Origin of the sequence: Rickettsia massiliae MTU5 (assembly GCF_000016625.1) — a bacterium.
Classification (GTDB): domain Bacteria; phylum Pseudomonadota; class Alphaproteobacteria; order Rickettsiales; family Rickettsiaceae; genus Rickettsia; species Rickettsia rickettsii.
The window spans coordinates 665,610-686,955 of sequence record NC_009900.1; the positions used below are offsets into that span (position 1 = coordinate 665,610).

A 21,346-nucleotide genomic window follows, 5' to 3' on the forward strand; every position below is an offset into this window, starting at 1 on the left:
TTAAAATAATTTAAAAATCTAGTGTGCTTAGACTTTTTAGTGACTGGATTCCCGCCTACGCGGGAATGACATAGAGGGTAAAGATCAACGTAATAACATCGGCTTGACTACGCATCACTGACAGTTTGTGCTAATTAATTTTTGGTTAAATGAGAGGTTTTATGAGTAAAGACGGTAACCTAGATACAAGTGAATTTGACCCTTTAGCAAATAAGGAATATACAGAAGAACAAAAGCAAAAATTAGAACAAGAGCAAAAAGAATTGTTATCTCAAACTACAACCCCAGAACTAGAAGCTGACGATGGTTTTATCGTTACTTCTGCATCTTCTGCTCAATCTACCCCTTCAATTAGTGCTTTATCGGGCAATATCTCTCCTGACAGTCAGACATCAGACCCAATAACCAAGGCTATAAGAGAAACAATTATACAACCGCAAAAAGATAATTTAATAGAACAAATATTAAAAGACCTAGCAGCCCTTACAGACCGTGATTTAGCTGAACAAAAAAGAAAAGAAATAGAAGAAGAAAAAGAAAAAGATAAAACATTAAGTACTTTTTTCGGTAATCCGGCTAATAGAGAATTTATTGATAAGGCTTTAGAAAATCCTGAGCTTAAAAAGAAATTAGAATCAATAGAAATAGCCGGCTATAAAAATGTTCATAATACATTTAGTGCCGCTAGTGGATACCCTGGTGGATTTAAACCGGTACAGTGGGAAAATCAAGTAAGTGCAAGCGATCTTAGAGCAACAGTAGTTAAAAATGATGCAGGTGATGAACTCTGTACCTTAAATGAAACAACTGTTAAAACTAAGCCTTTTACTGTAGGTAAACAAGACGGTACTCAGGTTCAGATCAGCTCATATAGGGAAATAGATTTTCCTATAAAACTTGATAAAGCCGATGGGTCAATGCATTTATCGATGGTAGCATTAAAAGCTGATGGCACAAAGCCCTCCAAAGATAAAGCCATATATTTCACTGCCCACTACGAAGAAGGACCAAACGGTAAACCTCAACTTAAAGAAATAAGCTCACCAAAACCTTTAAAATTTGCCGGAACCGGAGATGACGCAATAGCTTATATAGAGCATGGTGGAGAAATTTATACACTTGCGGTAACACGCGGTAAATATAAAGAAATGATGAAAGAGGTAGAACTAAACCAAGGGCAGAGCGTTGATTTATCGCAAGCTGAAGATATTATAATAGGACAAGGACAAAGTAAGGAACAACCACTAATAACTCCACAGCAAACAGCAAGTTCATCGGTTGAATCACCTCAGTATAAACAACAAGTACCGCCAATTACTCCTACTAACCAACCACTGCAACCTGAAACTTCACAAATGCCACAATCGCAACAAGTGAATCCAAACCTTCTTAATGCAGCTACGGCTTTATCAGGCAGCATGCAAGATTTATTAAATTATGTAAATGCAGGTTTAACAAAAGAAATTGATAGCAATAAACAAATTGATTTAATTAAAGAAGCAGCCACGGCAATTCTTTATAATGAGAAAAGTGATATTGCTGAAAAGCAGACTAATATCATTGCTTTAGCTGAAAATACGGTCAATAATCAAAACCTCACACCGAACGCAAAAGTAGCTGGAGTCCATGCAGTATTAGAAACCATAAAAAATGATCAGAATACCCCAGACCTAGAAAAATCAAAAATGCTTGAAGCTACAGTAGCTATCGCTTTAAATTCAGAGAATCTTGAGCCGAAGCAAAAACAGCAGATGTTAGAAAAAACAGTAGATGTCGGTTTAAGTCTTAAAGATGATGCAAGTAGAGCTGCAGCAATTGACGGTATTACGGATGCTGTGATAAAAAGTAACCTTTCTACTGAAGATAAAGGAACAGCAGTAGGTGATAAGGTTAATGTCTCTGAATTAAGCAATGCGGAAAAACAAAAATTATTAGGTTCTGTATTAAAGAAAGGTGTAGAAGCCCAAGTTCTCAGTCCGGCACAACAACAATTGATGCAGCAGAATTTAGATAAGATTACGGCGGAACAAACTAAAAAAGATACAATAAAAAAAGTAAATGATATTTTGTTTGATCCTCTAAGTAATACTGAATTAAAAACAACAAACATACAAGCCATTACGTCTAATGTTTTAGATGGTCCGGCTACAGCAGAAGTCAAAGGCGAAATAATTCAAGAAATTACTAACACAGTTGCAGGAAGCTCGCTTGAAGCTCAAGATAAAGCAGAGATTGTTAAAGGGGTAGGTGAGACTATAGCTACTCATAGTGATACCTCTTTATCCTTACCTAATAAAGCACTTATTATGGCATCAGCGGAAAAAGGTATTGTAGAAAGTAAGACCAATTTACCTGATAGAGAGCTAATGACTAAAGGATTAGTAGACGGTATTTATGAAGGCAAAGGAGGTCCTGAAATAACTAAGGCAGTTTCTAGTGGGATCGATAATAGTAATATTAATGACTCTGAAAAAGAGGCACTTAAAAAAGTTAAAGATGCAGCGAGTGAGGCAACTTTAGATATAGAAACTCAAAATTTAACTGAAGGGTTAAAAGGACAGAATATAGAAGAACACAAGCCTCGCGATGATATATATAACAAAGCTCAAGAAGTAATTAACGCTGTTAATCCTGTTATAGAAGCATTAGCAAAACCCAAAGAACCGGTAGTGTCGGCAGAAGAAAGAATTGTACACGAAACTTCTAGTATATTAAATAATATCTCTAAGCTTGCAGTTGAGAAAGTCAATAATTTTCGTGCTATGCTTTCTTCAAATGGTAACCTTAAAACTCTTGAAAAAAAAAAAGAGGAATCAATAAAAAAAGTAGATGAGCTGGTAAAGGCATTTGGTACTAAATCTTCTACTGAAGAACAGCAAAGTTTCATTAAAGCTAATTTAATTGATGATAAAACTTTATCTAAAGAGGTACGTTTACAAACGATAGATAAGTTATTACAAGAACAAACACAAAAACAAGCAGAAGCAATTGAAAACCCTAGTGTTAAAACGGAAGATGTAAGGGTAGTATCAGGAAAGTCTGAATTAAAACCTATAAGTAAAGATACGCCGGATATTGAAAAAGCTAAAATGGTAGTAGAAAGAGATAGAGTTAACATCAAAGAGAATATAAAAATTATGGGAGCATTAATGAATGCAAGAGATAGCATTCAGTCGGAAAATGTAAATAAATCAACACCTATTAAAAGAGAGTCTTCCCCTCTACAACGCTGATCAAGATTTGTATTCTGTATATTATTATCAAGGCAAACAATGTTATTCCTAGCTCTAAAAGCAGGAATCTAGTAAAACATATAAAAAAATAAGTTTTTTTATAACAGGATGGCAGCTTGCCTTTATGCATTAGTTTTGAGTTTTTCTTTTCCAGCTAAACATTTTACTAAATTATTAACGGCTTGTTGTTCTTCCGTGCTATTAATTTTCATAAAATTTCTTGAAACTTCAATGCACATACGTTGATGTTGAGTATGTACGGGCCGCGGTTTATTAGCTTCTTCTAAACCTTCAAAGAAATAATCAATATTCCTATCTAAAGCTTCTGCGATTAGTACTAACCTTCCTACAGAAATTCTATTAATTGCTTTTTCGTATTTTTGTAATTGTTGATGCGTAACATCAATTACTTCAGCAAGTTGTTGACGCGACAACCCCTTAGCGAGTCTTAAAGAATAAATTTTCTTGCCGATAAAACTATCGATTTTTTGTATAATATCGTTTTTTCTACCCATTATCCTCTCCTTGGTTACTAATTATATCTATATTTAAAAATTTTCTTTGAACAAAAATGATATTATATTACCCTATATTATTATAAAACATGTGGTTATTAATAATTTTATACCATTAAACTTATCCAAGTGTAGGTAGAAACAATACCATAAATTAATATTATAAGCAACTATAAAATAACATTTTTTAAGTTTTTTGTAATCACTTGGTAAATAATTATTAAAGAATCGTGCAAAATTATTTCTTATCAAATAAAAATATCATAAGAACTTTAAAATTATTTTTAAAATATGAATTACCTTATGTTTTAAAAATTTATTTACTGAATCATAAATTACAATTTATAAAAAAATAAAATTTTGGTGTATTATAGCAAAATATAAAATTAATGCAAGGAAAAATTTTATTTCTATATTGATATTTCAAATCAAGGATACAGTATAGTTTCATTTTAATTATAAATTAATTATTTACAGCGAACTTATTTAAGATTAAATATAAAATTATTAATAACAACTTAGCTTTTATAATGAGAAAAATTTTTAATTGTCTTTACGTAGCCTTATTTAGAACAATAGAAGATGATGGCGTTGAACATTCGGGATATATGTCATTCATGATACTTTTATCTATTTTTCCTTTCCTAGTATTCTTATTAGCTTTAACAAGCTTTCTAGGAGCTTCAGAACTTGGTCAAAATTTTATACAAATTTTTCTAGAGAGTCTTCCGGAACAAGCAACGGAATCAATAGCAAAAAGAATACGAGAATTACTAAGTGCTCCTCCTCAAAGTTTAATGAATCTTGCCATAGTAGGCAGTATTTGGACTGCTTCTTCTTTTGTAGAATGTTTAAGGACTATTTTAAATCGTGTATATCAAATAAAATCTCCCCCCCCTTATATAAGAAGAAGATTACTTAGTATTATACAGTTTCTTATAATTAGTGCCTTGATTACCTTTACTATGTTTCTTTTAGTGGTGATTCCAATATTATTTACAAAAATTCCGATAATATTAGAGACCATTGAAAAATATAAGATCATTTTAAATTTTATAAGATATTCTTTAATTTTAATTTTATTATTTTTAGGTGCCTCGTCTTTGTATTATATATTACCTAATGTAAAACTAAATTTTATTGATGTATTTCCAGGGGCTTTATTAACCGTGATATTATGGATAATAAGCGGCTATTTGCTTTCAACTTATATAATCTACTATAATCAATTAAATCTAATGTATGGTTCCCTTGGTAGTATAATAGTTACATTAATATTCTTCTATATTATAAATATGATATTTATCTATGGTGCGGAATTTAATTATCTAATGAAAAATTATGAAAATATAAAGTGAAGTGCAGCTTAAAGCACTTCATCAGTATTTAGTGTTACAAAAATAAAATAATTAATTGAAACAATTTCGGCAGTTTTATATTTAATATTTTATATCAATCTTTATTTTAGTTGTAAAAAACAATGATTGTTTAGTTTTTAGTTTTTTTGTGAACAAAATACAAATTATTTAAAAAAATCCAGTTTAAATAACATAAGACTCTCCTGAGATGATGTCGGTAATGGAGTTAAATTATATTGTGGATCGAAAGCATTCCCGTAAATTTTTTCTATTGTTTGGAGCGAACTTGGAGATTTTAAAGCCAACAATATTGACTTTAAAATAGTAAAAATTGCTATATATGGATCGGTTTCAGGGGAAGATAAGCGATGTTCTAAACGTTTGGGAAAAGCATTTGGAGTTCGTACGGCTACGCTTCTATTATTTCCACCGTACGATATATGCGTAGGCGCCATAAATTTTTTATTTATCCGTAAATAATCTAGAGTAGTAGGCATAAAAGCGAGTAGGGTGTCTAACATATAGTGACATAGCCCTTGTGCTGCTAAAATTATATAATAATCATTGAACTCGGAATTAAAATTAATATGAAAATGCATACTATTACCATAATCATCCAAAAACGGCTTAGGCGAAAAATCTATATAACCGTTTAACTGCTGTGCCATTTTTTTTAAAATAGTTTTAACCTCTAATATATTTTTTATATATTGTATTAAGTTTACAGAAGGGGGAAGATCTATTTCAAATTGGTTATTGCCTTTTTCTTTTTTTATTTTAGCAATTTTAAATCTAGCTAAGTATTTTCTTGAAAGTATTTCAAATTTAGCTATATCAATATTGTGACTTAAATAAAACTCTATTTCTACGCCGATAATAGGGATTAGGTTATAGTCTTGATGAAATTGTGCTATTATTTTTTCTAGCTGTTTATTTTTTTGTAAACGACCGGATAAAGTATTAATAAAACTATTATAATTAATATGGGGTATTTTCATGGAAGGATTAATAAACGGATCAGTTTATTATAAAATTTTTGATAAAACATTCAATAATTCTAGTCATAGATATATAAAACAAAATAACTCTATAAATGAAACAGAAATAGTTGAAAACAAAAAATCTATTACTACTTATTTTAAAGCACAAGATATTTTAATTTTAAACCAAGCACATGGTAATCAAATTGTTAATGCTGATGAGTCCATAATTGCCGTACCTGAAGCAGATGGCAGCATTACAACTAAGAAAAATTTAGTATTAGCGGTACAATCGGCAGATTGTGTACCAGTATTACTTGCAAGCGGCGACGGTAAAATAATCGGAGCGGCACATGCAGGTTGGAAAGGAAGTATAAATAACATTATTAGTAATATAGTTACTAAAATAACAGAAAAAGGAGCAAAGAATTTAATAGCAGTGATAGGTCCTGCTATAGCTCAAAGTTCATATGAAGTTGATGATGAATATTATAAAGCTTTCTTAAGTAAGGATATTAACAATAAACAGTTTTTTATAAACTCTATAAAAGAAAATCATTATATGTTTGATTTACCGGCTTTTGTAGAGTTAAAACTTAAAGAAGCAGGCGTCAAAGATATAAAAAATATTGCTGAAGATACTTACACAAATCCGTTAAAATATCCAAGTAAAAGACGCTCATATCATTTGCAAGAACCTTATAATCAGAATATATTATCAGCTATCGTAATGAAATAATGGCATTGCTAAATAAATATTGATGGTTTGAAAAAGCTACACCATTGCACTGAGTCATCATTGTGAGCAACCATAGGCTGCGTGGCACAATCTAGAAAATAATTACAAAAATTCTGTAAATTAGAATTTTTTACTGGATTGCTTCGTCAATTACTTTGTAATTTCCTCGCAATGACGGGAAAACCGGTCTACGCAACAATGCTCGCTCGCAATAACGATATCTATCTTTATTTAGCAATGCCAAAATAACTCTTCATTTATCGGAGTATATTAATGAATCAAGATAAACCTTACTATCAAATAGTTTATGCACCAAACGATATTTTTAAAAAACAAGCAGAATATATAGACATTGTTGATGATAATATTCGTACTATTGTCGATAAAATGCTTCAGAATTTACATATAGAAAGGGCAGTGGGCTTGGGTGCTAATATGGTAGGAATATTAAAGCGTATAGCGGTAGTTGACCTACATGAAAATAATAAATCATCGCCTATAGTTTTTATTAATCCGGACATAACTTATTTTTCGGAAGAAAAACAAACTTTTATTGAGGGTTCTTTATCGTTTCCAGGCATTGAAGCATCTATTACACGATCAAAAGCAATCAAGGTAAAATATCTTGATTATAACGGTAATAAGCAAGAACTAGCAGCAGAAGGCTTTTTAGCAACTGTAATTCAGCATGAAATAGATTATTTAAACGGCAAAATTTTCTTAGATTATTTATCAAAACTTAAGCGTGATACACTACTTAAAAAGATGCTAAAGCATATAAAACTCCATCCTCCACATATTCACGGTAGCGGTTGTAGGCATTAGACATTTTCTCAAACTTCGCTTCTAGAGGTAATTTATACATCGAGCCTAGACTCGTATCTTCACGTACTAGTCGCTGCGGTGACCAGTGCTTCCGTGTCTCCTTTAAATTCCTCTCTATAAGCATTTGGAAAGATGTCTATTAAAGTTTTTGACATTTAAATTTAAAATATGTTATCACTGACTCATTAATTAACAGTTAATTATATGAAAAACACAATTACAGCCTTTGATGCTAAAACCCATTTTTCTAAATTATTAGACCGAGCTAGTAAAGGTGAAGAAATTTTAATTACTAAAAGAGGAAAAGCTGCTGCAAAAATTGTTCCTATTGATTCTCATAATATAATATTGAAATAGCAAAGATTGCAGTTCTTAGACTTCGAAAACTTGCAAAAGAAATTAATTTACAACCATCGGATTTAGAAGTATGGCTAAATTACAAAAATGAGGGTAAGAAGTAAAAAATGGTCTCTTTTGTTTTAGATTCTTCAATCGCTTTATCATGGCTTATGCCTGATGAAGTAGCAAGCTTGGATATACTAGATAAAACCATAACAGAAGGAGCAATTGTCCCTGCTATTTGGGGGCTTGAGATTGGAAATGTATTATATTATATGCAGAGCGTGCAAAACGTCTTACTGCAAATCAACGTCACCAAGCAATTTATACTTTAAAGGATCTTTACATCAAAATTGATCAAATCACACTGGAACATATATGATTTGAGACAATGGATTTAGCCGTACAATATGGATTAACACTTTATGATGCCTAGCTATTTAGAGCTAGCATTACGCTGTGGGTTACCAATAGCAACACTTGATAAATCCTTAAAACAAGTAAGTAAAGCCGCTGGGGTCGTAGTATTGTGATCACATCTTCACAAGTCGTAGCCAAGCTGCCCAGTCACGTTTGCCTAAATCTTCTTCAAACAATAATAAGTCTTTTACCGTCTGCTTACACATGTCTACGGAAGGGATTATAAGCTCTTGTTCTTTTGTAGAATTTAGTAGGCATTGCGTTTTACAAGCTTGTTCTAAATGGTAAGTATAAAACATAGCTTCATGAATAGTTTTGCCGCAGGTAATAGCACCGTGATTACGAAGTAACATCACATAATTCTGTTTAAGGTCAGTAACAAGTCTACTACTCTGTTTGTCGGCATCTAGTACTAGAGAATTATAATTATGATATGATATTCTGTCGTAAAAATGTAATGCCCATTGACTGATCGGTAAAAGCCCACATTTTAAAGCAGAAACGGCAATAGCTGCAGGAGTATGATAATGAAAAATGGCAGAAATATCAGGGCGTGTTTTATAAATACTACCATGAATAAAGTAACCGGTTTTATTATATTGATATTCTTCACCTTCTAAAATTTGTCCGTCTAAACTAACTTTTAAAAGATTCTCTGTAGTTACTTCTTCAAATCTTAGTCCAAAAGGATAAATATAGTAAAAATCGGCATTTTTAGGTCTTGCGGATAGATGCGTATAAGTATGATCATCCAGCGATAAATACGCCATTATTCGGTAAGCGGCAGCTAAATTATATTTTATATCCATAATTGTTAAAATCTATATTGGTTTTATGTTATTCTCGCGTGATGTTGTTGCGTGAATCAGCTTTCCCGTCTGAACTACGGAAATTGCATAGCAATTGACGAGGCAATCTCAGAAGTCTGTTATTATTTTATGATATTGCCACGCAAGTACTACGACTGCTCGCAATGATGGGGTAATATCTACACAATAATGCCACACAGGAATGACATAGGAGCTGTGCAACAAATCCTCAACGCTATTTAAAAGGAGCGTATACCGCTTCTTCCTTTGTTTCTATAATCGCTTCTTTAGGAGCTTTTACGCATTCTTGTAAGGATTGCTTACCTAAATACGGTGCTAGATTATAATTTAATATATAACATTGTAAATTATCTTTCTTACCGCTAAAGTTAAATTCAATTTTATTGCCTTGCTCCAATAGCTTTTTAACTTCTGTTGTTTGCTGGATAAAATTCTTTTGTTCTAAGTTTAAGTGTTTGATTCTTAGTATATTTTTTACTACGGAAAACGTAGAAACAGCAAGAAGCAGAAGGAATATAAATAACTCTTTATTACTTTGCTTGTGTAAGAAAATACTCTTTTTAACATATGAAGCTGCAATCATTCCGATAGCTATAACATAACATCCAAGATATCTAAGTAACGATGCTCCTCTAATTGCCTCTTCATAACTAAAGTTAAAGAAATATAAATATAACCGCCACAAAGCAAAAACTATAAAACACGCAAACGTACTTATCAGGAAAAATTTATATTCTTTCAGCAAATCCGGTTTATATTTACGAATGCCGTACCATGCAGCTATACAAATAGTATATACAACTAAACTTCCTTCTTTTAATAAGAATAACAAGAGAAATTTACCGTAATTTAGTAATAATGATCTATGCTGTTCATTAAAATTTTCAGCAATATATACTAAATTGCTAAAACTATGTTCGCATCTGTCAAAAAAATCATGGGTATTTTTAAAATAACTCATCCAAATAAAATTACACAAAATAGGTAAAGTAAGTAAAATCAGATACGTAATATAATCACTTGATTTTTTAGGCTTTTTATAAAAAATTGTATAATGAGCTATAAGAATTATCACAGCAAAACTAGCAAGCCATATTCCAATTTCTCGGAAAGAGGCAAGTAATATCATAATAGGTAAAATAAGCAATAATGTTTTTTTCTTGTCTTCCGCAAGGATATAAATTACAAAAATAGCTCCGAACATTAAGCCAATAGTACTATCGTTATATATTGAACGAATTCCGGTCGTATATAATACTACGCCGCAAAGTAAAAGTGAAAACAACATTCCGGTTTGCCACAATTTCTTATTTGTGGCTAAAGGAGCTAGAAATGCTAAATGTAATAAGAAATGAGCAAATAATACGTTACCGTCCGAATAACCTGAAAGTAGCAGCATAAAATAATGATAAACAGCAGCTCCTCTTGGATAATGGGCATGAGTAGTAATAATGGAAGTTAACGAAAACTGATTTTCAAAAACACCGAAATATAACAATTCTTTAGTAAATATTCCCCAATGTGAGAAATCATCATAAGCATGCAGCGATGCATCTCTGGTATAAAGAAAAAACAAAAGAACCAATAAAGTAAATACAATGATTTCAATTATATTTTTTCTAGATTCCTGCTTCCACAGAAATGACATGCAGGAGGTATTATTGCGTAGATCAAGAAATGCGTGCGGTGTCATCCCGTGGCTTGACCACGGTATCCAAAAATATAACTTAAAAATACTAAACATTTTTAACTGGATCCCGCGATTAAGTCGCGGGATGACAGGAGCGGAGCCACCCCCTACAACAACGCCTATGAAATGCAGGAATGACATGAAAGCTAAAAATATACCGATGAAATAACATATATATGTTGCAGCCGGTAATAGCTTTAACATAGCAAAACAATATAAAATCGGTACTAATATGCTGATTGTTACGGGAATAGCGAAAGTCAATTTTGTTTTGAAATATTTGGCAAAAAAAGACGAAAACCCAAAAATGCTTAATAGCGGTATTATGATCATATTAATTTGTAAATAATTTTTTGGTCATTGCGTGGACCGGTAAAACCCACTGTGTCACCCCGTGTCTTGACCACGGAGTCCAAAAAACAATAAAAAATACTAATATTTTAGTATTTTTAACTGGATCCCGTGGTCAAGCCACGGGATGACAGAGGTGAAATTGATTCACGCCACAAGGCCACGCGGGAATGACATAGAACGAAAAATGTCCGGTACTATAGGTATCAATACCCGCTCGCAACAACGCCTTTATCACCCGTGTTTAATTTTAGCTTGTGCTGCGGCGATTCTTGCTATAGGGATACGGTATGGAGAACAAGAAACGTAGTTTAAATTCATTCTATGAAAAAATTCTATAGAGGCAGGGTTCCCTGCATGTTCTCCGCAAGCTCCGAGTTTCAAATTAGCATTACTGCTTTTTCCGCGTTTTATAGCAATTTCAATTAATTCTCCTACTCCTTCTTCATCGAGAGTAGTAAATGGATCGGATTCAAAAATCTTTTCTTCTAAATAATATGGAAGAAAAGAGGCAATATCATCTCTAGAAATTCCATATGTAGTCTGAGTTAAATCATTAGTACCAAAACTAAAATAGTCAACTTCCTTAGCTATTTTCTTACTGCCGAGTGCTGCCCTGGGTAGTTCTATCATAGTACCGAGCGTAAAGGAAAACTTATATCTATAACGTTGCTCTAATTCCTCTATTACCGCATAAATATCCATTTTAAGCTTTTTTATTTCGCCTACATTGCTAATTAAAGGAATCATTAATTCTAAGTTACATTCTATATGTTCTTTTTTATGTAGCTCAAAAATAGCTGTAAAAATTGCTTCAATTTGCATTTGGTAAATTTCCGGCGAACATATACCAAGTCTACATCCACGGTGACCGAGCATAGGATTTACTTCATGCATAGCATGAAGACGTTGATTAATCATGGATACAGGTAGATTTAAGCTATTGGCCAAATTCTTTTTATCTTCTTCGGTGGTAGGTAAAAACTCATGTAACGGCGGATCAAGTAATCTAATATTTACCGGTTTATCTTTCATTACTCTGAATAAAGCTTTAAAATCCTCAGTTTGCAGAGGTAATAATTTCTGCACGGCAAATTTTCTCCGTTCTATATCAGGAGCAATAATCATTTCTCTTACTAAAGGAATTTTATTTTTATCAAAAAACATATGTTCGCTACGACACAAACCTATACCTTGAGCTCCAAACTTTATAGATACTAAAGCATCCTTAACTGTTTCAGCATTTGCACGAACTTTTAAGCTACTAATCTCGTCTGCCCAATCTAAAATCAATTTTGATTCCTCACTGAAAGTAGGTTGAATTAACGGCATTTCACCTAAGAAGATTTTACCGCTACCTCCGTCAATCGTTATAATATCACCTTGTTTAATAACTATGTCGCCTGCTGTTAATATTTGCTTTTTCTCATCTATAGATAAATTACTTGTACCGCAAACACAAGGCTTCCCCATACCTCTTGCCACAACTGCGGCATGTGAAGTCATTCCCCCTCTAATAGTTAAAATACCTGAAGAAACATGCATTCCGTTAATATCCTCAGGGCTAGTATCATGGCGTACTAAAATTACTTTATGATGATGAGATAATTTTTCGGCATCATAAGGTGAGAATACTGCAATACCTGTTGCAGCCCCAGGAGAAGCAGGTAGCCCCTCAGCAATAGAAGTAAGCCCCTTACTATAATCAATTCTTGTATGTAATAATTGATTTAATGATTCCGGATCGATTCGCATTAAGGCTTGTTCTTTAGAAATAAGCTTTTCTTCTACCATTTGTACAGCAATATTAATAGCAGCGATGGCTGTTCTTTTTGCAGTACGTGTTTGCAAAATATATAGCTTATTATTTTCTATAGTGAATTCTATATCCTGCATATCTAAGTAATGTTCTTCAAGCTTTTGCGCAATTTGTGATAACTCCTTAAACACTTCCGGCATCATTGCTTGCATAGAATTTGAATCATTTGCAATAATAGGCATAGGTGTTCTAGTTCCCGATACTATGTCTTCACCTTGGGCATTTATTAAAAACTCTCCAAAGAGCTTTTTTTCTCCTGTAGAAGGTGATCTAGTAAAAGCAACTCCCGTAGCTGAAGTTTTACCTAAATTACCGAAAACCATTGCTTGGATATTAATAGCCGTACCGAAATCTTCCGAAATATTATTGATTTTTCTATATATAACCGCTCTATTACTCATCCAAGAATGTAGCACCGCTTTAATTGCCGATTCTAACTGTTCATAAGGATCATTAATTAGTTGCTTAGTATACTTAATATGCAACCGTTTGAAATCATCAATAATTTTTTCTAATAATTCTACGGTAATATCGCTATCTTTATGAATATCGGCTTGCATCTTGTGCTTTTCGTAAATTTGTGCAAATAGATCACTAGGTATAGATAATACCGTTGAACCGTACATTTCTAAAAATCTTTTGTAACTATCAAGAGCAAATCGTTTATCACCGCAGGAATCCGCAAGAGCATTACACACTTCGTTATTCATTCCAAGATTAAGGATAGTATCCATCATTCCAGGCATTGAAATCATAGAGCCCGAACGCACCGATAATAACAAAGGATTGCTTGTACTGCCGAAAATTTTACCGGTAGTTATTTCAAGTTCGGTGATAGCTTTTTTTAAGTCGCTTTGAAAGTTTTTAGGAAAGTTATTATTGTGGGTATAAAAGTAGTTACATAGCTCTGTAGTTATTGTAAAACCATCAGGAATAGGTAGTTTTAGGTTGGACATTTCGGCAAGACCGGCACCTTTGTTACCAAGTATATTTTTCATGCTAGCGTTTCCATCACTACCATTACTGCCAAAATAATAAATTAATTTTTTCATATCATATATCAAAATTTGCTAACAATTTATGTGTTTAGGAGCATTAAATACATATTTATACAGTATGAAAAAAATAGTAGCAACGTTAAATTAAGAATATCTTTAATAAAATAGTTGAAATTTTAAATTTGTTATTATACTTGTTAATTTAATTATATTCTGTGTACAAAAGTCAAATTTTCAAAAAAAATCTTATTAATTTTCGCTAAAAAATATCTCAAAATAGCAAATCAATTAGAAACCTTCACAGAACCTAATAAGTTAATTGAACTTATTCTAAATGTTATTGACTAATTTAAGAAAAGTGACCATAATTCTAAATGGTCGTGCAGTTGCGTGATGATATATAGCAAAGCTATAGATCACGAGGAAAGTCCGGACTCTATAGAGGTATGGTGCCGGTTAACCTCCGGCAGAGTATTATTACTTTAGGGACAGTACCACAGAAAATACACCGCCAAGTATGAATACGAAGATCAACTTCAAAAAGAACTAGGAGTTCACAAGACGAGGAACGGAGCGTATACTTAATACGTGAGTACCGTAGGTACTTGTGGAATGACGCAGCCAATTTCTGAAGTTGATCGAGTATTTTTGGTAAGGGTGAAAAGGTACGGTAAGAGCGTACCGGTAAGTTGGTAACAAATTACGCATGGTAAACCCCACCAAGAGCAAGATCAAATAGGCGTTACAGAACTTATCAAGTTCCCGGGTTATCTCTAGCCGGCTTGTAATGCGGGTAGATCGCTTGAGGTAAACGGTAACGTTTATCCTAGATAAATAACTGCAATGAATTTCTATTCATACAGAATCCGGCTTATAGACCTTATTGTCATCCCGCGACTTGATCGCGGGAGCTGAGAAAACAGCTTAATAAATCTTAAATATTGATAGATCCTGCGATCAAGTCGCGGAATGACTAGGACTGTAACACAATTTAATGAAAAAGTTATATCATAATCCTATTTGTCCTCTTTCAAGACAAGCCCGTGTCTTCTTAAAAGAATTAGATATAGAATTTACTACGATTAAAGAAGATTATTGGCAATTCAATAAAGATTTCTTAAAAATAAATCCTGCCGGAACTTTACCTATTTTAGCAGAATCATACGGCTTATTTGTGGTAGGTATTTATCCTTTTGTTGAATATCTTAATAGCAAATATCCGAATTTTAATTTTTTAGATGAAGATATTGATATTTGTTGCGAAATTAGACGATTATTCTTTTGGTTTAACGATAAATTTTATCGTGAAGTTACTAAGATTATTATCGATGAAAAAGTTATAAGATCAATTGCTAAAATGAGCAGCCCACGAACCGAGTTTTTACGTGCTGCAAAAAATAATTTAAATTATCACTTAGAATATATAACTTCTTTACTAGAAAAAAGAAGTTATCTTGTATCGGATTCACTAACTATTGCCGATATTGCCGCAAGTTGTCACTTATCGGTACTCGATTATTTCGGTGAGATTTATTGGGATAAATGGACGCTTATCAAACATTGGTATTCACTAATTAAATCAAGACCGGCTTTTAGGTTATTACTACAAGATAGAATCCCTGGCTTTACCCCTCCAAACTATTATACAGATTTAGATTTTTGAATAGACTTCTTCGGAAACTCTACTTCTAGAGGTAATGTGTGCGTCAATGCGCTGCTCGCATCCTCACGTACTTCTATGTACGTACGCTGCGGTGCTGTGCTGCGTGTTTCCTACAAATTCCTCTCTATAAGCGAGTTTCCGAAGAAGTCTAATATAGAATTTAATAATTTGATTCTTTCCGTATCATGAGCTTTTAGTATTTTACGAATATTATTAAGAGATTGATTGTTTATGAGTGCAGGCTCATATTCAAGATGAACTCCACTTAAAATAGCTGTCCCGTCGCCGTAAGTACATTTTATTATTGCAGCCTGAGAATCCTCATAACTTGCTATTATTTCAGTATCTTTGGTATTTTCTGCATCAATAAAATATCCACCGCCATTATAAAAAGCATAACAATCCTTAATATTTAAATTAAGTGTTGGATTTATTTTTAGATAAGCGGCTCTTGCTCCTTTATGTGAATTGTAATAATAAGGAGCAAGCAATGGTCCTCTAACCGTTCCATTGAAAATCTTTAATTCTCGTTTACTTATAACCTCTATATTTGTGCCTTTAGCGAATTCTACATAGTTACCGCTGTAGTAACTACCTGCACATATCCCAAGAAAATTACCACCGTTTTTAATATAATTCTTTATATTAGCATTTCCTGTGCCTTGTAATTTTTGTACATAGTATAAATCTCTTCCACCGAGTAAAATAAGTAATAAGGTGTTTTGAACCCACTTTTCGTCTATAATTTCTTGTGCAGTAATATAATCTACGTTATACTTTGGAGCATAAAGTCTTAAGGTATGCACACAATGCTTAATACTTTCTTTTGAAACTCCTAAATCATTATAAATTTTTATTTTCATTTTTATATTCTTGACAAGGACATTATATAATTCTATTTAGTGTAATTACTTAAAAATAAATCATGCGGTAATTTTATGCAACTTAATTCAATCGCACTACAGTTAACCACAAGGCAAGCAATAGAAATAGTTTTAGGAGTGGCATTACTTACTATTTGTTCACAAATAGTAATACCTATAAAGCCTATATTTATTTCATTGCAAACCGTTGCAGTGATATTCATCGGACTTACACATAATAAGACTACCGCACCTTTAACAATATTATCTTTCATAACTCTTGGAGCGATGGGAATCCCTGTGTTCGGAGAATTTTCAAGCGGTTTACGAATATTATTCGGTCCTACCGGAGGATATCTAGCAGGTTTTGTAATTGCCGTATATGTTATGGCTAACTTAAAAGATAAAATTTTTACTTCTAATAAATGGTTAAATCAGATATCTTTATGTTTGATCGGTAATATAATTATTATGAGTTTAGGCTGGATGTGGCTCTCTACACTCTTAGGAGCAAGTGGTGCATTTTACGGCGGCGTATTACCTTTTATAATACCGGGAATAATTAAGTCAGTATTATTAATTGGACTTATCAATGCAGTAAAACCAAAAACTCGATGAACTTCAGTATTACCTAAAAACAGTGGATCTAAAGTGTCGATGTCATTTCCGCTTGCGCGGGAATGACATCGAGTAGGTTTTTCGAGCCATGCAAAAACACCACCTTTGCAGGAATGGCATCGATCTTTAAGTTGACAACAAATATGGTATAACTCTATCATTCATGAAAAAAATCAATAACAATGCTAATGCCGCATTTTCCAGTGCCGACCTGGAAAAATAACATTAAATATGATCTTGAAAATATAGCAAGACTTTTAAGAGCCTTAGGTAACTCTCATTTAAGACTTCCTCCCGTCATACATATAGCAGGTACAAACGGCAAAGGTTCAAGCAGTGCTATGCTTAAAAGCATCTTTACACTTGCCGGTTATAAGGTACATTGCTATACATCTCCTCATTTATTAGAATTTAATGAACGAATCGTAGTAGCAGGTGAGAAAATCTCAGATAATGAATTATGGCAGGTTTGTGAGCAGGTGAGGGTAGCAAGCGAAAAATTTAATATTGAACCTAGCTTCTTTGAAGGTACTACGGCAGCAGCATTTCTAGCATTTGAGAAAACAAAAGCCGATATATTAATTTTAGAGACGGGACTAGGTGGTCGGTTAGACGCAACAAATATAGTAGAACGACCGTTAATTACTTTAATTACACCTATTTCACATGATCATATGCATATGCTGGGTAATACATTACCCCTAATAGCAGTTGAGAAAGCTGGTATTATGAAGTCTTGCGTTCCTTGCGTTATAAGTATGCAAGCTTTGGAAGTTTATGAAACATTATTTGCAAAGGCTGACGAGTTAGAAGTACCGAGTTTCTGTTATGAATATGATTTCGGTATTAAAAAGACGGACAACGGATTTATTTATTCATCACGAAATTTTACCTATGAGTTTCCAACTCCTTCGCTACTTGGTGATCATCAATTAATAAATGCTGCAAGCGTTATTGCCTTAATAAGCCTTATTAACAAACAATTTAATATTAATAATGAGGTTATTGCTAAAGGATTACAAAATACTATTTGGCCTGCTAGAATCGAAAAAATAGAACCGAAAAAATATTCTAAATTAATAGGTGATAATGTTCAAATTTGGATAGACGCAGCTCACAATAATAGCGGAGCTCAAGTTTTGGCAAATTGGATGCGTGATAATTTAAAATCATCGATATATTTAATACTCGGTATGACTCAAAATAGGAATATCGAGGAATTTTGCTCTTACTTTAAGGGCTTGACAATTAAAGGTTACGGCGTTAAAGTTTTATCCGAACCACTAAGCCATAGTGCAGAAACAATAAATTTGGAAGGCAGAAAGAGTGGTATTGATTTTAGCGAAAGCGACTCACTCGAAGAAGCGATTAGTGATATAAAGAAGATAAACGGCGATAATAAAGCAAATATTATAATAACCGGATCGCTTTATTTAGCTTCCGATTTTCATAAGTTACTTTGATGTCATTCCTGCGTGGATACTAAATCGTCATTGCGAGCAACTGCAAGGAGTGTGACAATCTCATAAAGTAAGACTCCTGAGATTGCTTCGTCAAAATTTTCAATTTTTCCTCGCAATGACGTACTGATTCTCGCTATAAATATATAAAAACTAACATAGGAGAAAATAACATGACCTATTGCAACAAATCTAATCAAACCTCATATCCTTTTATCTTACCTGATTTACCTTATGAGAAAGAAAGTTTTAAACCACATTTTACTCTCGAGGCTTTTGATTATCATCATGGTAAGCATCATAATGCTTATGTACAAAATCTAAACAATTTACTCAAAGATAAAGAAGAATTACAAAAAAAAGATTTAGAAGAAATAATCGAATGGTCATCACAAAACTCAAATGCGGCTATTTTTAATAACGCAGCCCAAATATGGAATCATACCTTTTTTTGGCATTCAATAAAGCCGCAGGGCGGAGGTAAGCCAAGCGGTAAAATATTAGAACAAATTAATAAAGATTTCGGTAGTTTTGAAGAGTTTTGCGAACAGTTTAAGCAAGAGGCAGTAGGGCAGTTCGGTAGCGGCTGGGCATGGCTTGTATATCACGATAATAGGTTACAAATTATAAAAACCGCTAATGCCGGTACACCTATAGCAAACGGTATGAAGCCGCTTCTTGCATGTGATGTATGGGAACATGCTTATTATATTGATTATCGTAACAAACGACCTGATTATGTTGACATATTTATTAAGCATATGATTAACTGGAAGTTTGTAGAAGATAACTTAATAAAATAAAACTATGGCTGATATAAAGGTAAGAAAACATCCTATTATTAATAATCTGAAGCAAGAGTCAAAAACTCCTGTAGTTAATGAGCAATCTGATATATTAGAGGAGTTAAAAGACCTACAAAAAATTCAACAATCTTCTAGCAATCAAACAAAAACATTGCAGGAGTTAGAGCAAGCACAGAAAGCTCCTATCGAATATATAGCTTTTAGTGGAGGAGGAGCTAAGGGAGCAATATATTCTGGAGCTTATGAAGCAGTAAAAAAAGCTGGTATTTTAGATAATGTCAAGGCGGTAGCAGGTTCTTCCGCTGGTGCTATAACTGCCACAGTGGTAGCTCTTGGGACACCGCCTGAGCGATTTGAAGAAATTTCTAAAAATACAAATCTGCAAACTTTACTTGGAAAAAAAGGGTTTTCTGCGGGTATAGTACAGTTAAATAAAGACGGTAAACCTTTATATGCTCTATTAGAACTTGTTATTAAAGAAAATATAGGAAATTTTTTACAGAGATCAGATATAGTAAATGTTAAAGATGATAAAGCTCTTGATGAATTAAGAGAAAGATACAACCAAAAAGACGGTAAAATATATTTTAAGGATATAGCGTTACTGCGAAAATACGATCCAGTGCAGTATAAGGATTTAGTAATTACGGCAACTCAGCAAGAGACAAGTGAACTAACTATTTTCAATAGCTTTGATACGCCAAATGTTGAAATTGCTTTAGCTTGCCGTGCTTCTGCTTCTATACCGCTTGTTTTTAAGCCGGTAGAAATTGACGATAAAAAATATATCGACGGTGGATATAGAGATAATATACCAACAAAATATTTTAAAGGCAATGAACCGGAATTTGATACAAAAGCAGTAACTGATAATATGGAGGAGATTACCTTAGCTAAAAAGCAAGGTAGAACTCTAGCTATGGCTTTTGGTACGGGTATGGAAGCTGATGCAAATATTGCTATATATAGTGCAAAAAAATTTGAAAGCCCAAGTGATATCGTAAAGTTTTTAGCTGATATATTATTTAAGACGCTTGCAAAAGTAGGAGGAAAATTTAAATATACTGAAACTCTAAGAGCAACTAATGAGCAGTTGCGTGAAAATGCTTTAAACACTGTTGTTTTAGATACTGCCGGAATAGATACTTTGGATTTCAAAGATGCACAAAAATATTCTGATTATTTGCATATTAAAGGATATTGTCAAACTAGAGAACATTTGAATAATCATGACCTTGGCAAAGAAGCAGATAAAATATTTGACCATCAAAAATTTCTACTAAATGTTTATGAAGTTTATGATAATAAAAATTTACATAAAACATTTGGTACTAAATTGTTAGAAATGTTTATTCCGTCAAAAGAAAATAATACTTCTAAATGGCAAGAAGGAGTTATTGAAAATCATAATGATAAAGCAAAGATGTTATTATCATTTTGTAAAACCGGAGCATTAAACGAAAAAGAATTAAATGAAAAGCTTAAAGAATATGTAATTATTGCTGCAACTAGTCGTAATAACACACTAAAAGCCGATACAAACTCATTGAACGCTTTGTTGTATACCTTAAACGATACTGCTGCTTCAAGTAAAATAAAAGATAGTTTCATTGAGGTACTTGGAATAGATACAAATCAAGATGTAAGATTTGATAAAACTAAAACCTTTGATGAAAATATTGCTAAGTTTAAATTTACTAAACAAGATTTAGAAAGCTTTATAACTAAGAGTAAAAGCGAAGCACCAAAAATTCAAAGCAAACATAGTGTAGCTACAAGTCATGTCAGTAGGGGGTGAGTTAGGTGTTTTTATGTCATTCCCGCGAAAGCAGGAATGAC

At 32.8% G+C, this 21,346-nt stretch carries 17 protein-coding genes, 1 other RNA gene and 3 pseudogenes; 14 read left to right on the forward strand and 7 right to left on the reverse strand.

Features of this window, described 5'->3' with window-relative positions:
* Window positions 1-161: 161 nt before the first annotated feature.
* A complete protein-coding gene (locus tag RMA_RS03585) occupies window positions 162-3,233 on the forward strand; it encodes a Sca4 family spreading effector (RefSeq protein WP_081427923.1) in 3,072 nt (1,023 codons plus the stop codon).
* Between the two features lie 122 nt (window positions 3,234-3,355).
* Here the strand turns inward: RMA_RS03585 and RMA_RS03590 are convergent, their stop codons facing one another.
* Complete coding sequence (locus tag RMA_RS03590; RefSeq protein ID WP_014365799.1) at window positions 3,356-3,748, reverse strand: helix-turn-helix domain-containing protein; 393 nt, start codon at window positions 3,746-3,748, stop codon at window positions 3,356-3,358.
* Between the two features lie 530 nt (window positions 3,749-4,278).
* On the opposite strand from RMA_RS03590, the gene RMA_RS03595 reads away from it, so the two are divergent.
* Window positions 4,279-5,106: a YihY/virulence factor BrkB family protein gene (locus RMA_RS03595; RefSeq protein ID WP_041404691.1), complete on the forward strand. Its 828-nt coding sequence runs from the start codon at window positions 4,279-4,281 to the stop codon at window positions 5,104-5,106.
* A gap of 164 nt (window positions 5,107-5,270) precedes the next feature.
* Here the strand turns inward: RMA_RS03595 and RMA_RS03600 are convergent, their stop codons facing one another.
* On the reverse strand, window positions 5,271-6,104 hold the full coding sequence (locus RMA_RS03600; RefSeq protein ID WP_041404692.1) for a glutamine synthetase family protein: 834 nt from the start codon (window positions 6,102-6,104) through the stop codon (window positions 5,271-5,273).
* On the opposite strand from RMA_RS03600, the gene pgeF reads away from it, so the two are divergent.
* From pgeF to RMA_RS03620, 5 genes and pseudogenes are all read left to right on the forward strand, one after another.
* Complete coding sequence (gene pgeF, locus RMA_RS03605; protein ID WP_041404693.1) at window positions 6,103-6,825, forward strand: peptidoglycan editing factor PgeF; 723 nt, start codon at window positions 6,103-6,105, stop codon at window positions 6,823-6,825. The genes RMA_RS03600 and pgeF overlap by 2 nt on opposite strands.
* 102 nt (window positions 6,826-6,927) lie before the next feature.
* Window positions 6,928-7,010: pseudogene (locus RMA_RS12265) on the forward strand (lytic transglycosylase domain-containing protein); the annotation flags it as partial.
* Between the two features lie 88 nt (window positions 7,011-7,098).
* Window positions 7,099-7,650: a peptide deformylase gene (def, locus tag RMA_RS03610; RefSeq protein WP_014365795.1), complete on the forward strand. Its 552-nt coding sequence runs from the start codon at window positions 7,099-7,101 to the stop codon at window positions 7,648-7,650.
* A gap of 204 nt (window positions 7,651-7,854) precedes the next feature.
* A pseudogene (locus RMA_RS03615) lies at window positions 7,855-8,111 on the forward strand (type II toxin-antitoxin system Phd/YefM family antitoxin).
* Between the two features lie 3 nt (window positions 8,112-8,114).
* The gene (locus RMA_RS03620) at window positions 8,115-8,324 is read left to right on the forward strand and encodes a hypothetical protein (protein WP_238375568.1); all 210 of its coding nucleotides are present in this window, start codon (window positions 8,115-8,117) and stop codon (window positions 8,322-8,324) included.
* A 198-nt stretch (window positions 8,325-8,522) separates the two neighbouring features.
* Here RMA_RS03620 and RMA_RS03625 read toward each other — a convergent pair whose 3' ends face one another.
* Both RMA_RS03625 and RMA_RS03630 read right to left on the reverse strand, forming a co-directional pair.
* Window positions 8,523-9,218: a class II aldolase/adducin family protein gene (locus tag RMA_RS03625; RefSeq protein ID WP_041404694.1), complete on the reverse strand. Its 696-nt coding sequence runs from the start codon at window positions 9,216-9,218 to the stop codon at window positions 8,523-8,525.
* A 235-nt stretch (window positions 9,219-9,453) separates the two neighbouring features.
* Window positions 9,454-11,133 carry a hypothetical protein gene (locus tag RMA_RS03630; RefSeq protein WP_337998653.1) on the reverse strand — a complete coding sequence of 560 codons (1,680 nt, stop codon included), beginning with the start codon at window positions 11,131-11,133 and terminating at the stop codon, window positions 9,454-9,456.
* 28 nt (window positions 11,134-11,161) lie between these two features.
* Here RMA_RS03630 and RMA_RS11975 point away from each other — a divergent pair, with 28 nt between their 5' ends.
* Entirely contained in the window at window positions 11,162-11,278 is a 117-nt protein-coding gene (locus RMA_RS11975; protein WP_148194408.1) for a pyruvate phosphate dikinase, read from the forward strand.
* Between the two features lie 236 nt (window positions 11,279-11,514).
* Here the strand turns inward: RMA_RS11975 and ppdK are convergent, their stop codons facing one another.
* On the reverse strand, window positions 11,515-14,151 hold the full coding sequence (gene ppdK / locus RMA_RS03635; RefSeq protein ID WP_041404696.1) for a pyruvate, phosphate dikinase: 2,637 nt from the start codon (window positions 14,149-14,151) through the stop codon (window positions 11,515-11,517).
* Window positions 14,152-14,467: 316 nt separating this feature from the next.
* Here ppdK and rnpB point away from each other — a divergent pair.
* Window positions 14,468-14,987, forward strand: an RNA gene (rnpB, locus tag RMA_RS07720) — RNase P RNA component class A.
* A 104-nt stretch (window positions 14,988-15,091) separates the two neighbouring features.
* Entirely contained in the window at window positions 15,092-15,760 is a 669-nt protein-coding gene (locus RMA_RS03640) for a glutathione S-transferase family protein (protein WP_012152818.1), read from the forward strand.
* On the opposite strand, the pseudogene RMA_RS08400 reads toward RMA_RS03640, so the two are convergent.
* Both RMA_RS08400 and RMA_RS03645 read right to left on the reverse strand, forming a co-directional pair.
* Window positions 15,748-15,928, reverse strand: a pseudogene (locus RMA_RS08400) (palindromic element RPE1 domain-containing protein); the annotation flags it as partial. The gene RMA_RS03640 and the pseudogene RMA_RS08400 sit on opposite strands and share 13 nt — an antisense overlap.
* Window positions 15,871-16,623: a BPL-N domain-containing protein gene (locus RMA_RS03645; protein ID WP_014408651.1), complete on the reverse strand. Its 753-nt coding sequence runs from the start codon at window positions 16,621-16,623 to the stop codon at window positions 15,871-15,873. The pseudogene RMA_RS08400 and the gene RMA_RS03645, both read right to left, overlap by 58 nt.
* 75 nt (window positions 16,624-16,698) lie before the next feature.
* Here RMA_RS03645 and RMA_RS03650 point away from each other — a divergent pair, with 75 nt between their 5' ends.
* The 4 genes from RMA_RS03650 to RMA_RS03665 all read left to right on the forward strand — a co-directional run bounded on the left by RMA_RS03650 (window position 16,699) and on the right by RMA_RS03665 (window position 21,305).
* Window positions 16,699-17,241 carry a biotin transporter BioY gene (locus RMA_RS03650; protein ID WP_012152820.1) on the forward strand — a complete coding sequence of 181 codons (543 nt, stop codon included), beginning with the start codon at window positions 16,699-16,701 and terminating at the stop codon, window positions 17,239-17,241.
* 182 nt (window positions 17,242-17,423) lie between these two features.
* A complete protein-coding gene (locus RMA_RS03655) occupies window positions 17,424-18,704 on the forward strand; it encodes a folylpolyglutamate synthase/dihydrofolate synthase family protein (RefSeq protein ID WP_041404697.1) in 1,281 nt (426 codons plus the stop codon).
* A 170-nt stretch (window positions 18,705-18,874) separates the two neighbouring features.
* Entirely contained in the window at window positions 18,875-19,504 is a 630-nt protein-coding gene (locus tag RMA_RS03660; RefSeq protein ID WP_041404698.1) for a superoxide dismutase, read from the forward strand.
* Between the two features lie 4 nt (window positions 19,505-19,508).
* Entirely contained in the window at window positions 19,509-21,305 is a 1,797-nt protein-coding gene (locus RMA_RS03665) for a patatin-like phospholipase family protein (protein WP_012152823.1), read from the forward strand.
* The last annotated feature ends 41 nt before the right edge of the window (window positions 21,306-21,346 follow it).